Source organism: Limnothrix sp. FACHB-881 (assembly GCF_014698135.1).
Classification (GTDB): domain Bacteria; phylum Cyanobacteriota; class Cyanobacteriia; order CACIAM-69d; family CACIAM-69d; genus CACIAM-69d.
On the sequence record NZ_JACJSN010000020.1, the window covers coordinates 1 to 14,326 of the forward strand.

At 55.8% G+C, this 14,326-nt stretch carries 9 protein-coding genes and 1 pseudogene; 4 read left to right on the top strand and 6 right to left on the bottom strand.

Features of this window, described 5'->3' with window-relative positions:
* A pseudogene (locus H6G52_RS15725) lies at positions 1-117 on the top strand (IS1 family transposase); the annotation flags it as partial.
* Positions 118-738: 621 nt separating this feature from the next.
* Positions 739-3,003: a bifunctional (p)ppGpp synthetase/guanosine-3',5'-bis(diphosphate) 3'-pyrophosphohydrolase gene (locus tag H6G52_RS15730; protein ID WP_099534169.1), complete on the top strand. Its 2,265-nt coding sequence runs from the start codon at positions 739-741 to the stop codon at positions 3,001-3,003.
* A gap of 88 nt (positions 3,004-3,091) precedes the next feature.
* Here H6G52_RS15730 and H6G52_RS15735 read toward each other — a convergent pair whose 3' ends face one another.
* Positions 3,092-3,889 (bottom strand): ABC-2 family transporter protein, encoded by a 798-nt coding sequence (locus H6G52_RS15735; RefSeq protein WP_199312467.1) that lies wholly within the window; start codon positions 3,887-3,889, stop codon positions 3,092-3,094.
* A 310-nt stretch (positions 3,890-4,199) separates the two neighbouring features.
* On the opposite strand from H6G52_RS15735, the gene H6G52_RS15740 reads away from it, so the two are divergent.
* A complete protein-coding gene (locus H6G52_RS15740; RefSeq protein WP_190529541.1) occupies positions 4,200-4,904 on the top strand; it encodes an SHOCT domain-containing protein in 705 nt (234 codons plus the stop codon).
* 24 nt (positions 4,905-4,928) lie between these two features.
* Complete coding sequence (locus H6G52_RS15745; RefSeq protein ID WP_190529543.1) at positions 4,929-7,952, top strand: glycerol-3-phosphate acyltransferase; 3,024 nt, start codon at positions 4,929-4,931, stop codon at positions 7,950-7,952.
* Positions 7,953-8,084: 132 nt separating this feature from the next.
* Here the strand turns inward: H6G52_RS15745 and H6G52_RS15750 are convergent, their stop codons facing one another.
* The 5 genes from H6G52_RS15750 to H6G52_RS15770 all read right to left on the bottom strand — a co-directional run bounded on the left by H6G52_RS15750 (position 8,085) and on the right by H6G52_RS15770 (position 14,088).
* A complete protein-coding gene (locus tag H6G52_RS15750) occupies positions 8,085-8,474 on the bottom strand; it encodes a RidA family protein (RefSeq protein WP_099534166.1) in 390 nt (129 codons plus the stop codon).
* Between the two features lie 35 nt (positions 8,475-8,509).
* A complete protein-coding gene (locus tag H6G52_RS15755) occupies positions 8,510-8,947 on the bottom strand; it encodes an NUDIX hydrolase (RefSeq protein WP_190529545.1) in 438 nt (145 codons plus the stop codon).
* Positions 8,944-10,869, bottom strand: coding sequence for a hypothetical protein (locus tag H6G52_RS15760; protein ID WP_190529547.1), 1,926 nt, complete (start codon positions 10,867-10,869; stop codon positions 8,944-8,946). Before H6G52_RS15760 ends, H6G52_RS15755 begins: the two co-directional genes overlap by 4 nt.
* A gap of 21 nt (positions 10,870-10,890) precedes the next feature.
* Complete coding sequence (locus H6G52_RS15765) at positions 10,891-13,491, bottom strand: endonuclease MutS2 (protein ID WP_370567726.1); 2,601 nt, start codon at positions 13,489-13,491, stop codon at positions 10,891-10,893.
* 300 nt (positions 13,492-13,791) lie between these two features.
* Positions 13,792-14,088 carry a hypothetical protein gene (locus tag H6G52_RS15770; RefSeq protein ID WP_143473083.1) on the bottom strand — a complete coding sequence of 99 codons (297 nt, stop codon included), beginning with the start codon at positions 14,086-14,088 and terminating at the stop codon, positions 13,792-13,794.
* Between the last annotated feature and the right edge of the window lie 238 nt (positions 14,089-14,326).

The window sequence follows — 14,326 nt, forward strand, 5'->3', positions numbered from 1 at the left end:
TATTTCAACTGGATTTGGCAGCATAGTCGTTTCAAAACCACGGCTGCTGAACGAGCGGGATTAGCGACTAGGGCATGGACTTGGCATGACATTGCTACCTATCCCACATTAATCTGATTCACTACCAAACATCATTCCCAATTGCGTGAAACCGAAGAGAATTTAGTAGAATCTATTGCATTTCATAAAAATTTCCTCCAACCTTCGGGCCGTTCACAAACCACAGTCCAAGGGTCAGGGATGCTTAGAAAATTTGGTCGAAGCATGACAGAAACCAGCTTTCTAAGTTAGACCTAATTACAGCGTTCTCTAAATTTAAAACTCCTTTTAGCGATAACGGCCTCAGCCGCTATGTTCCAGCCAGGGCCAGGGGGTTAACAGCACCCTAGCAGTTTGAGGCTCTTTTTGTCGTTTTCGCAGGTCATTTTGCTTTCAGGCTCTTTGTTTTGAATTGCTGAGTTGATGTGTGATGTTCCCTCAGCCTGGGGTCATCACTTGGCCCCATTTCAGCCAGCCTTTTCCCCGTCTAAGCATTCACTTTGGTTGGCCATTGGTTCAGCTCCAGCCCTGAAGAATCGCTGTTTCCGATCGCCCTTTGCGCAGATTGGGCTTAATTGCACACCCTTCAGGCTGGGGATCATTCTCATCAATGGGAATTGGCCACTGGAATGACCCTCACTCGTTCGATCGCTCCTCACCCCCCATCCCAGACCCTAACTTTTTTCCCTCAAAAATCCTATGGTTGTCGCCGTTTCCCACCATTACTCGCCCATTGATGAATATCCCAGCCTGTCGTTGCCCACCTGGCTCAGCCAATGTTTAATGGAGGATTTTCATCATCCCCAAGGCACAGAACGCCCCCTAGGCAACAGCTTGATTTGTCGAGCCTTTCAATTTGCCTATGATCTGCATCAAGATCAATATCGGGCTTCCGGTGAACCCTACATTGCCCATCCGGTGGCCGTGGCTGGTTTGCTGCGAGAATTGGGGGGCAGCCCCGAGATGATTGCAGCGGGTTTTCTACACGATATTGTGGAAGACACGGCTACAACCCCGGAAGATTTGGAAGCCAAGTTTGGTGCAGAAGTGCGATTTTTGGTGGAAGGGGTCACGAAGCTTTCTAAGTTTAATTTCTCTAGTAAAAAAGAGCAGCAGGCGGAAAATTTCAGGCGCATGTTTTTGGCGATGGCCAAGGACATTCGTGTGATTGTGGTGAAACTGGCCGATCGCCTGCACAATATGCGAACTTTGGAGCATCTGGCTCCGGAAAAACAGCGCCGAATTTCCCAAGAAACCATGGATATTTTCGCGCCCTTGGCCAATCGTCTGGGCATTGGGCGCTTTAAGTGGGAACTGGAAGATCTGTCGTTTAAATATCTTCAACCGGATGCCTATCGGGAAATTCAAGAACTGGTGGCGGAAAAACGCACCGATCGCGAGGCCCGGCTCGATCGGGTGTTGCAAATTCTGCGCGATCGGCTCAACCAACTGGGCATTCAAAGCGCCGAAACCAGCGGCCGGCCCAAGCATCTCTATGGCATTTACCAAAAGATGCAGCGCCAGAATAAAAGTTTCTGGGAAATTTATGACATTGCTGCCGTGCGCGTCATTGTCCAATCGGTTGATGAATGTTACCGCGCTTTAGCCGTGGTTCATGATGAATTTCGCCCCATTCCTGGCCGGTTCAAGGATTACATTGGCCTGCCCAAACCCAACCGCTATCAATCGCTTCATACCTCAGTAATTGGCTTGACGGGACGGCCCTTGGAGGTGCAAATTCGCACCGAAGAAATGCATCGGGTGGCGGAATACGGGATTGCAGCCCACTGGAAATATAAGGAAACGGGTGGTAGCCATTTAGCCGCTAGCACCGACGATGAAAAGTTTATTTGGCTGCGGCAACTGCTGGAATGGCAAAGCGATCTGAAGGATGCGCATGAGTATCTGGAAAATGTTAAGAAAAATCTCTTTGAGGATGAGATTTATGTCTTTACACCCAAGGGCGATGTGATTGCCCTCAGCAACCATGCAACCCCGGTGGATTTTGCCTACCGGATTCATACGGAGGTGGGCAACCATTGCGCGGGGGCCCTGGTGAATCGCCGGATGGTGACCCTGGACACGGGCCTGCAAAACGGCGACATCATTGAAATCATCACCCAGAAAAATGCGCACCCCAGCCTTGACTGGCTGAATTTTGTGGTGACGGCCACGGCCCGCAACCGGATCCGGCTGTGGTACAAGCGATCGCGCCGGGAAGAAAACATCAGCCGCGGCCGCGAGCTGCTGGAAAAGGAACTGGGTAAGCAAGGGTTTGAAAGTTTTCTGAAATCCGCACCCATGCAGGCGGTGGCGGAGCGCTGCAACTACCACAGCGTGGATGACACCCTGGCCGCGTTGGGCTACGGGGAAATTACGTTGAATATGCTGCTGGGGCGGATTCGTGAGGTGGTGAAAACCGCGCAACCGGTGGCCGAGGCGGTGATTATGCCGTCGTCCAGCCCGCGCCCCCACGGGGATTCGGGGTCAAATCGCCATCGCCTGTCGCCCATTCTGGGGGTGGAAGGGCTGTTGCATCACATGGCGGGCTGTTGTCACGCGGTGCCGGGTGAGCCGATCGTGGGGGTGGTGACCCGCAGCAGCCGGGGCTTGGCCATTCACCGCCAAGATTGCAGCAATTTGGCCAATGTGCCGGGCGATCGCCTGGTTCCGGTGAGTTGGAACCCCGAGGTGACCAATGTGGGTCGCCAGCCCACCTATCCCGTGGAAATTCGGGTGGAAACAATCGATCGGGTGGGGGTGCTCAAGGATATCCTGACCCGACTGGCGGACTCGAATGTGAACGTGAACCGGGCCGCCGTGAAAACCAAGCCGGGTGAAACGGCCATGATCACCTTGGGCATTGACATCTGCGATCGAACCCAGCTCGATCGGGTCTTTACCCACATTCGCAAGATGAGCGACGTGATTGATCTGCGGCGGGTTTTCCAAAACGCGGAATAGCGATCAACGGCAATGCTTGTGGGGGCGCACGGCCGTACGTACACCCGTACGCTCCTACTTGGGCGCTTTTGTTGCTGAGGCCTGCTGCTTAGGCTCCCATGCCGGAATATTGCCGCAGACCCCGTCGCCAGAGCCAACGATTCAAGCCATAAAAAAAGCCACTCCACAGCCCGATCGCCAAGAGTCCCTTGCCCCAATCCACCGGTAAACCCATCAACAACGCAGCGGGAAAGTGGATCAGATAAGGAAACGGAGTCCATTCCACAATCGATCGCACCAGGGGCGGAAACACTTCCAACGGAGCCAAAATTCCTGAACCCAGCAGATAAATAAAAAACCAAGCCTGTTCCAGGGCGGCCGCTTTTTCCATCCAAAACGCCCCCATGGCAAAGGTGTATTGAATTAAAAATCGCAGGCCAAAGGCCAAAAGCGTAATGATCATAAACCCCAAGAGATTTGTGGCGCTGGGCAGCCAAAATGATTGGGGATAGAGCACAAAAAATAAGATCACGAGCAACCCAATGATCGGCAATCGCACAAATCGCTCCGTGAGGTGGGAAACCAGGTGATGCCAAACTGGGTCGATCGGCTGTAAAAGCTTGGGCGAAAGGAGACCTTGGTTCACTTCTTTTTCAAATTCCCAAACCACCCAAACTACGTTCATTTGCCGAGCAATGAATGCGGCTAGGTAATATTGAGCAAATTGGATGGAAGACAGCCCGAATTGCCCCGTTTCCGCCGCTTTGACCCAAGCACCCATCAAAATGAACGGCACGGCCCCCGAAAGGGCCCAAAGCAATAATTCCGCCCGATATTCCAACATATAGGCGTAATAAGTGGTGCTCAGGGCGCGGAAGATGGCTCCCGATCGCCGAATTTGTGCCATTAAGGACTTAGGGGAGGATTTAGGGGCTTGAGGAGTAGATTGCATGGGCGCAGTGATGATGAATTTCTAATTGAGCAGTTCCCAATGAATAAATTTTTGATGGATGAATTTTCGATGATCCAACTGTCAATCAATCAAAACGTAGATCAAATAGTGATCAAATTGTAATCAGAGAGTCATCAAACAGAGAAATTAAGAAAAGCAATCAAGAAGAACGACCAGAAAAGCATAGTCAAAAAAGGTAGATCAAAAGTAGATCGAAAGTAGATCAAAAACCGTAAATCCAATCGTCAGGGACTGAGGTAGGGGCATGGATGTTCAAAGGCTACAGTCGATCGCCGATCGCCACGGGTTCTCGGTGGCAGCGGTCAGCCATTTGGCCGACAAGATTCGATCGGGACGCGGAACCATGGCCCAGTTTAATCACCCGGAGTTGGGCGGGGCGGGCCAATGGATGCAGGGAGGGATGGTGATGATTGGGGATCTGTCTAATCAGTCCCTGAAAGCTCGGGTGGCTAACCTGTGCCAAGACTTGTACCAGGACTTGTGCCAGACCTGGGCGGCAGAATTGCCAACCACTCCAGGTGTTGCCCACTCAACCCAGGTGCAATACCAAAGCGCCCCGATCGCCCCACCCAGTCAGCCATCTCGCCAGCCCCCCAGTCAAGCAACCCCCGGCCAGTCGCCGCTCCCCTGGAACCCCATGCCGCCCATGGACTTCGGAGCGGTCGATTGGAACCCCATGCCGCCCATGGACTTCGGAGCGGTCGATTGCTGGTGGCCAAGGGACTGGGGCCAGCCCTCAATCCAAGGCCGCCAAAACCATCTGGATTATGCTTATTTTGCGCCGTTCAATCGCCTGGCCCTGCGACAGGGCGGAATGGTGACCTTTTATGACACCACGGGTTATCAGATTACGGGATTCAGCCAGCAACAAACGACGGAAAGCCAGGGGCTGATTTGTTTCAGTTCCCGGGGACAGGTGGCGGTTCGTCAGTTCCCACAGTTAGTTTGAGCATTGCCTCGACCGTTGCCATCCATGACCAGCGAACAGACCTTGGGCCTTCTACTGTTGCTAACCCTTTGTCCGGCTTTGGGAGCTTTGCCGCTCACGGACTGGATTGTGCGTTGGGGCACGGGCAAACGGTTGCGACGGTTGGGCACGGGAAATGTCAGCGTCTCGGCGGCTTTTTACCATGCGGGGCCTTGGTGGGGCCTGTTGGCCGTGTCGGGGGAGGCCCTGAAGGGATTGGGCGCGGTGTGGTTGGCTCGACAGTTTTTTCCGATCGAGTCGGGCTGGGAATGGCTGACGATCGGGGGTGTCGTGTTGGGGCGCTACTGGGTGGGCCGAGGCGCGGGCATGACCAACGCCACTTGGGGGGCGATCGCCCATGAACCCAGTGCGGCGTTGCTGACGGGGTTGCTGTCGGTGTCTGGGTTTGCCTTCACGCGCGATCGCCAAACCAGTCGGCTGCTGGCCCTGGCGCTCTATCCGTTGATGTTGGGGTTGCTGAATCCCAATGGGGTCGATCGGGTGGTGGGGGCTGTGTTGGTGGCGGCTTTGCTGGCCTGGATCTGCCAAACCATGCCCGAGGATCTGGCCTTGGGGCGATCGGGAGCGGCCGCCGGTTCCCAAGGGGCCATGGGCTTTTTTCAAGGCAAGGCAGATTCAATGCTCTCTCTCGATCAACCACTGGATCCACAACGGGCCGGCACGAAGGCCGCTACCCTGTCCCGCTTGAAGGCTTGGGGCTATCCGGTTTTGCCCGGTTGGATTTTGCTGCCGGGAGATGATCCCGTGCTGTTGGCTAACCGCTTGGCGGGCCAGGGCGAGTTAACTGAAGGGGTGGCCCAAGCCATTTTTGATCCGCCTTTGATTGTGCGATCGTCCGCGATCGGGGAGGACGGCGATCGCTCGGCCGCCGCTGGCTTGTATTGCACCGTCAGTGATGTGCGCACCCCCTTGGAGTTGGTGGAAGCGGCGGCGGTGGTTTTTGTGTCCTATGACGCACCGGAGGCGATCGAGTATCGGCGCGATCGCAACCTGCCCGATGCCAGCATGGCCGTGCTGGTGCAACCACAAATTGCCGGAGCCTTTTCGGGAGTAGCCTTCAGCCGCGATCCCGTGACGCAACAGGGCGAAGCGGTTTTGGTGGAAGCCCTGCCCGGTTCCGCTGCCCAAGTGGTTTCCGGACGCATCACCCCCGAATCGTACCGAATTGATTTGAGTGAATTGGATGTGACGGCCTGGCGCGAGTCCCGATCGGTTGCCTTTCCGGGCCCGGCCAATCCGCCCCAGTCGATCGAGTCAGAATTGCGGGCCCTCGCCACCAGCACGCGCCCCCTGGCCGCCGAAACCGGAACCGGCGATGTGCCCGGTTGGTTGGTGCGCGAAGTGGCCCTGTTGACGCGGGATTTGGAATCTCACTTTGATGGCGTTCCCCAGGATGTGGAATGGACATTTGACGGCCAGCACCTGTGGATTTTGCAGGCTCGCCCCATCACCACTCTGCTACCCATTTGGACGCGGCGGATGGCCGCGGAAGCCATTCCCGGCGTAATTCGGCCCCTCACTTGGTCCATTAACCGGCCCATGACCTGTGGGGCTTGGGGGCGACTGTTCACGCTGGTTTTGGGCGATCGGGCAGCGGGATTGGATTTTTTGGAAACGGCCACCCTGTTCCACGGCCGCGCCTATTTCAACGTCACCCTGTTGGCGGATTTGTTTCGGCGGATGGGCTTGCCGCCCGAGAGCTTGGAAGCCCTCACCCACGGGGGCAAAATGAGCCGGCCACCCCTCACGGCCACCCTGCGTAACTTGCCGGGTCTTTGGCGGCTGTTGGGTCGGGAGTGGAATTTGGATCGATCGTTTCAGCGCGACTGGGAACAGTGGTTTGAACCCGGACTCCAAAACCTGGAAACCCTGCCAGCAGAACAGTTTTCAGAGCCAGAACGCCTTCTAGTACGGGCAGAACAGATTATGGGGCTGCTCGATCGCGCCACCGAGTACAGCATTTTGGCCCCCCTGAGTGCGGCCCTGCGCCAGGCGATCGGCCGTCGCAAACCGGAGCAACTGGATCCCAGCCGCCACCCGGAAGTGGCCGCCACCCGCTGGCTCCAGAATTTGGCTCAACGGATGCAAGCGGTTTTGTCCTTGGAGCGAATTCGCGCCTTGGATCAGGCCCCGGCCGTTTGGGCCGCCTTGGCGGAGTCACCGGAAGGGCGGGAAATTCTCGCCAGCTTTCAAGTGTTTCTGGACACCTATGGCTATTTGAGCGAAGTGGGAACCGATGTGGCCGTGCCCACCTGGCGCGAGGCGGTGGAAATTCCACAGACCATGCTGTTGCAGTTGGCCAAAACCCCAATCACCCAGCCTAGCAACCCCCGCCGTCAAACCTCGATCGCCCAGCGCCGTCTTGATTTGAAAGGACAGGTGGCCGAACTCTACAACAAGCTGTTGGCGCAACTGCGATGGACTTTTGTGGCCCTAGAGCAGCAGTGGCAGGCGATCGGCCTGTTGCAGCAGGAAGGCGACATTTTTTATCTGGAATTAGCTGAAATTCGGCAATGGGTGGCTCACCCCCAAAACCAAAACCTGCAACGGATTCTGACCGCTCGGATTGCCCAACGCCGCCAAGCCTTTGCCGATTGGTGCGAAACGCCGGCCGCTCCGTTGGTTTATGGCCAAGAGCCGCCCCTTTGTGCGCTGGAGTGGAGTGCGGCGGCGGCGCGATCGACCCTCCGTGGGTTGGGCGGTAGTCCCGGCCGGGTGGAGGGGCGTGTGATTGTGATTCGGTCGCTGAGTGAACTGACCCTGGCTCCGGCGATCGATCAACGATCCATTTTGGTGATTCCCCATGCGGATGCGGCTTGGGGGCCCCTTCTGGTGCGGGCTGGCGGCCTCATTTGCGAGGCGGGGGGGCGCTTATCCCACGGAGCGATCGTGGCGCGGGAATATCGAATCCCAGCGGTGATGGACATTCCCAACGCCACCCAACGACTCCGCACGGGGCAACTGTTGCGGCTGGATGGCACAACCGGCACGATCGAGATCTTAGATTGATTGACCTTGGGGCCGGCTCGATCGTCCGGTTTGTCGGCTGGAAAATACCGCCCTGTTAATCCGCATGAACAGCCCATTCATCACAGCTCGATCGGGCTTTGACTCGATCGGGCTGTGATCTGGTGAGTTCGGTTAATCAACAATGGCGGTGCAGTCAATTTCCACTAATACATTCTTGGGCAAACGAGCCACTTCCACGGTTGCCCGCGCCGGAGCCGTTACCTCGGAAAAGTATTTGGCATAAACCGCATTTACCATGGCGAAATCATCCATATTCGCCAGGAAAATCGTGGTTTTCACCACATTGGCAAAACTGGTTCCTCCGGCTTCCAAAACTGCTTCCAGATTTTGCAGCACCCGTTCCGTTTGGGCTACCACATCGCCTTCATGGACGAGTTGATTGGTAGCCGGATCAATGGAAATTTGCCCCGAAGCAAATAGCATTCCATTAGCGACGATCGCTTGGTTATAGGGGCCAACAGGATTGGGTGCTTTGTCGGTTTGAATAACTTGTTTAGGCATGATCTAATGGGCAACCAGAGAATTAGTAATCAAAATCAGGGGCGAGGTCGCTGTCCATAATAGCGGTAACGGAGGTAATCTTCGAGGATGCGATCGTGATCAAAGCAAAGATTTTTGGGTAATTCCCAAGGATTAAAGATCGCTAAATTTTGGGCATCATCGGCCGCTTGGGGATTGCCCGTGGCCGTGGCAATAAACACCACGCTCATGGTGTGTTTGCGCGCATCCCGCTGCGGGTCGGAATAGACATAGAATTGCTCGACCAAATTCACCGCCAAGCAGGTTTCTTCGAGAGCTTCCCGCCGGGCCGCATCCTCCACCGATTCGCCATAATCCACAAAACCGCCGGGAATTGCCCAACCCAGCGGATCGTATTTGCGTTCAATCAACACGATCGGGCGGTGGGGGCGATCGACCAGTTCAATAATCAAATCCACCGTGGGGGCTGGATTGCGGTAGGTTGGCTCACTCATGATTTTTGTGGGAAAGAATAGGAACCAGCGAGGGGATAGACCGTGCCGCGATCGGTGTCGAAGGCCCAGGCGGTGATCTTGGGCGATCGCACAATCTCCAGCCGCTTTTGGGGATTAGACACCAATTTCTCTAGCTCAAAACTCTTACTCCAGCGATTATTAGGACAAACAAAATCGCCGAGAATTTGCCCCATTCCGCGATAATTTTTGCCTACTTTGGCCGCTGTGAACGGAATCGTTGCGCCGTCTTTTTCATAGGCCAACAGAACCGATCGCGTGGGTTGACAACCGCCGCCCAAGGTCAGCTCACCACCGGCCACATATTCCCAGGTCTCATCATTTTTTTGAATCGTGAGAGTTTGTAAGTTTCCAGCGATCGGTTGATTTTGGGCTAAGGCTTTCAGATCCGTTTTTTCGGGAATTGGGGGAACAATTGGCGGACGCACAAACCCAAGCTGATTGGTGTCGCGAATGGTGTTGAGAACATGGTCATTCAGTTCAGGATAAATCCACTCGGTGAAGCAGCGTTCATCTTGGAAACTGTTGATGAACGTTAAGCAAGCTTTGCCCTGATGGCGATCGCGACTGAAGTTCGCCAAGTTGCGCGACCCGATCGCAAAGCTGGCGTAATGCAACACCAAAAACAGGGTTAATGCAAAAATCACCAGCCCTTTCCGCCAAGGTTTGGGTAAGCGGTGCTGAGTAAATTGGGGCAACAAAATCGCAGACAGATGGATAATCGCAATCCACAGATAAAGCGAGAAAGTTTGGTAACGGGAAGTCAGGGCGGCATCGGGCCCAAACCCAAACCGCCCGAGGGTAACGATCGCATCAGTCCCGATCGCATAGCACCCAAAAATCACCCACTCAAACGATCGCGCCCGATCGCCTCGCCAAGCCAGGATTACTAACCCCAAAAAGCCCAGCAGCCCCAAGCCCCCCAGCAGTTGACTCAACCCCAAATCATCAAATCCCAGGATCGCCCCCATCAAGGCAAACCAATATTTAATCCCGGCGATCGGTTGTTGCAGCGGCCCCGCAAAACTCGGATGGCTGGGGGGTTTGTAATAATCCCAAAAATAGAGCAGTAAATTCGCCGCCATCGCCGCGAGCCACACCCCCAACCCAATCCAGGACTGGCGAGCCGTCGCGCCTAACGATTGAATCGATCGCCCCAAATCCCCAACAATCCCGTAGGGGCGCACGGCGGTGCGCCCACCACTATCTTTGTCACCTAACGATCCAGTTTCACCAGCATCCCGCACCGCCGTGCGCCCACCAGTATCTTCCCGACCCAAGCCAACGATCCAGTCCTTTAAGAACAGCGCTGGAAATGACAGAAACCAGCAAAACATTCCACTCGCACTGGAATAGGTGCTGACCGTGGCTAACAGAATATTGATCGCGATTTTCTGCCAAAACTTTAGCGATGATTGCGCCAACCACAAACTAGTAGTGATGCAAAAAATCGGCAGGAAAACAACAATTTGAATGCTATAAACCCAGTTTTCCCATTGGGACGGACTGAAGAGTAAGCAACTGGCTAAGGCAAAGGCGATCGCCTGAAATTTACGATCTAAAACGGTCGATCGCCCCAAGGCAAAAATTGCCCCCGCCGCCCCACAAACCAGGGCAAAAATCACCGCCAACTCGGCCCGAATATCCCAGCCCGTCAGATAAGCCAATCCCAAAAAGATCAGCCGGGGAAAGACTTTGCGGCTTTCATTGTGTTGGGAAATAAAATCCGCGAAGGTCAGCGGCTGATGCTCCGCCAACTTCACGAACAACACCCCCGGCGTGTCCCACTGGTCGTAGGTGGGGAGGTTTACGCCATAACGCACCATCAAGGCCGCCAGCAGCAGCGCGGGCAGCACCCAAACCACCAGCCACGGCCAGCCCTTCGATCGAACGGCATTCAACACACACCACTCCTCGCCAGAACCCTAACGCAAATAGGCGACCGTCACGCCCGCGCCGCCATCCTCGCGGGGGGCATCCTCAAACCGTTCCACCAGTCGATGGGTTTTGAGGTGGGCGCGCACGCCGTCTCGCAGTTTACCGGTTCCCTTGCCATGCAAGATCCACAGGCAACCAAAGTCAGCGGAAATCGCCCGATCGATCGCCTGTTCCACTTCGATTTCCGCGTCGGCTACCCGGGCCCCACGAATGTCCAGGGTGTTGCTGCTGGTGCGGAGGATCGATCGCTCCTTGGTTTTTGGTGGGGGCGCGGGTTTCGGCTCCGGTTTTTGCACCTCGATTTTCTTGCCATCGAGGGATTCCACGTCGGCAAAACTGAGGGTTGCCTTAATCAGCCCCATCCGAATCGTGATTTCCTCGTCGGCCTCATCGATCGCCAACACCTCCGCCGCGCCGCCGAGCTTGGGCACGCGCACCCGTTCGCCCACCTGGGGTTTGTAGCCCTTGGGTTTCGGTTTTGGCTGCTGGGACGGTAGGAATTTTTGGGCAATTTCGCCCACCTGGGCCGTGGCTTGCTGGGCTTGCTGGCCCGTGGGTGTGCCCCGCTGCAACTGCCGGATCACCTGGGCAATTTCGCTGCGGGCCCGCTCAATTTCCTTTTGGACGGCGGCTTCCTGGGTTTGTTTGAGCTGTTCTTCGCGCTCCTTCAGGGTTTGGGCCTTACGATCGATTTGCTCATGCAAAAACTCCGCTCGCTGCAACAGGTGCGCCACCTCGTTGGCCTTGGCTTCCTGGCGGCGGCGTTCGGCTTCCAGTCCCGCGATCGTCCGGTTGATGTCTTCTGATTGGCCGCCAACCCGATCGCCCGCGGCCGTCACCACGGCTTCATCCAACCCCAACCGGCGGGCAATGCTCAAGGCATTCGATCGCCCCGGAATCCCCCACAGCAACCGATAGGTGGGGCTGAGGGTTTGGTCATCAAATTCCACCGAAGCGTTCTCGAACCGGCTGTCACGATATTTCAGGGTTTTCAGTTCCCCAAAGTGGGTCGTGGCCACGGTCAAGCGGGCGCGATCAGCTAGGGCTTCCAACAAGGCGGCAGCCAGGGCGCTGCCCTCAGCCGGGTCGGTTCCCGCGCCCACCTCGTCCAACAACACCAACGATTCGGGTGGATTGTCGTTGGTGGCGGGGCGATCGGCGGAGGGCGCAAGGCCTTGCGCCCCTACGGTTTCGTTTCCATCGGATTCTGATCCATTTGAATCGTCCAAACCAGGTTCCTGTAGGGGCGCACCGCCGTGCGCCCTTTCCGTAGCGATCGCCCCCAACCCGTCGTTGGTGGCAGGGCGATCGGGCTGGAGGGCATCCAGAATGCGGACGATCCGGCGGATGTGGCCCGAGAAGGTGGACAGGTTCTGCTCGATCGACTGTTCATCACCGATATCCGCCAACACCTGGCTAAACCACGGCAACTCCACCGGCTCCCGCGCGGGCACAAACAACCCCGCCTTCGCCATCAGGGCCGCCAGTCCCAGGGTCTTCAGGGTGACGGTTTTGCCCCCCGTGTTCGGCCCCGTGATCGCCACCACCCGAATCGTCGGATCCACCCGCACATCGATCGGGATTACGTCCCGCCCTTGCTCGTGCTTCTGTTGCCAAATCAGCAACGGGTGGCGCAACTGCCGCAGGGTCAGGGTTTCACCCGATTCAATAAAACGCGGCGCATTGCCCTCAATCCAAAAGGAATAGCGGGCCCGCGCGGCGGCTAAATCCAGCTCCGTGGCCACTGCCAACAGTCGCTCCAGATCCGGAGCCACCTCGGCAATCTGCTCGCTCAACCGCCGCCGGACGATTTCCGACTCGATCGCCTCCTGCCGTTGCCATTGGCGCAGGCGATTGTTTTGCTCCGTAATCGTATGGGGTTCCACGTAGAGGGTCGCGCCCGTGGAGGAGGTGTCGTGGACAATACCGCGAATCACATCCTTGTGGCTGGCCTTCACGGGAATCACGAAGCGATCGCCCCGTTGGCTAATATTTGGTTCCTGAATCGCGTTGGAATGCTGCTGCATGATGTTGTGCAGCTTTTGGTAAATCCAATCGCGGCCGGCCCGCAGCTTTTCGCGGACTTCTGCCAACTTGGGGCTGGCACGATCGGTCACATCGCCCCGATCGTCAATGCAGTAGTGAATTTCCTGCTCCAGCTCCGGATAAGTCCGCAGTTCTTCGACCAGGGCCGCCAGGGCCGGCAAATCTTCCCGCTGGTCGATCGCCCGGCGCAGGTTGCGGGCCCCCGATAGGGTCGTCGCCACTTCCAGCAATTCCTCACCGGCCAGCACACCGCCCCGTGTGACCCGATCGAGCGCCGAGCCAATATCCGCAATCCCGCCAAAATTCAGGCCCCCCGTGGCGCTGCGTTCCAGCTCCCAGGCCTCGCGGGTTTGGGCCAACAGGGCTTCGCTGGTGCGGCGATCGCCCGGAATCGGTAACTGTCGGGCCACGATCGCCCCCAGCTTGGTTGCCGTAAAGGTTGCCAGATGCTGGCAAAGGCGCGGCCATTCCAACAATTCCAGGGTTTCAATCTGGATTGACTCAGCTTGATTGGCAATCAGTGATGATGGCAACGGAGACACAGGCAACCTAACGTTATTGCGATGAAAAACGGCGCGGTTCTTCTATTGTAAAGGTCAAGCTCAAAAGACAGATCTAGGAAATTTCAGAAATTGCTGATCTTGTCCTGCTTTGTCCTTGATCAAATTTTCTAATTCAGACCTGATTTTGACTCAAGGATTAATCTGGCTATATTCTTGGGTCTAACTGTGTTGATCCTGATTGCATTTTCCGCCATTGCGTTGGCTGGCCGCGTTGATCGTCTGATCGCTGACGGCTCCAATTTTTGATTGATCTAACTTGACTGATCCAACTTGATTGATCTAATACATTTGCAATTCAATTTGCCGAATCGAAATGAAGCGTTCGTCCGGCAAAAGAATCACTCGATCTTGAAAAATCGGTCGCCCGCGAAAGGTGTGCCGATTCACCACAATTCCATAGGGCCGCCGAGCGCGATCGACCATAATCACGCAGTAGGCCTCATAGATGGCTCGGGCTGCTCGCAACAAGTCCAGCTCTGGCCCCTCTGGCGGCAGTTCCAGGTAGTCTGCATAGTCGGTCTCGGGCGGCTGAGACCGTTTAGACAAGGCACGCGATCGGGTGGATGAGTATGGCACAGGGCAGAACCAAGGTGAAGGAAACAAGCAAAGGAACGCGGGGAAGTGCCCCATCACCCATCATCAAGGCACTCTAATTGCAGGTTTACCTCAAATGGTGACAGAATTCCAGTCTCAATTTTTCAGTGATCCCATCAAAGTCCTACAAACAGCACTTTGAAGCATAAATTTAAGACCTGCATCTAAAACATGTATCTAAAACATGTATCTAAAACATAAATTTAGAACACAAATTTGG

Excerpts from the sequence above, each read along its gene's own strand:
- H6G52_RS15730 (WP_099534169.1), top strand. The coding sequence starts at position 739 with ATGGTTGTCGCCGTTTCCCACCATTACTCGCCCATTGATGAATATCCC.
- H6G52_RS15735 (WP_199312467.1), bottom strand. The coding sequence starts at position 3,889 with ATGGCACAAATTCGGCGATCGGGAGCCATCTTCCGCGCCCTGAGCACC.
- H6G52_RS15740 (WP_190529541.1), top strand. The coding sequence starts at position 4,200 with ATGGATGTTCAAAGGCTACAGTCGATCGCCGATCGCCACGGGTTCTCG.
- H6G52_RS15745 (WP_190529543.1), top strand. The coding sequence starts at position 4,929 with ATGACCAGCGAACAGACCTTGGGCCTTCTACTGTTGCTAACCCTTTGT.
- H6G52_RS15750 (WP_099534166.1), bottom strand. The coding sequence starts at position 8,474 with ATGCCTAAACAAGTTATTCAAACCGACAAAGCACCCAATCCTGTTGGC.
- H6G52_RS15755 (WP_190529545.1), bottom strand. The coding sequence starts at position 8,947 with ATGAGTGAGCCAACCTACCGCAATCCAGCCCCCACGGTGGATTTGATT.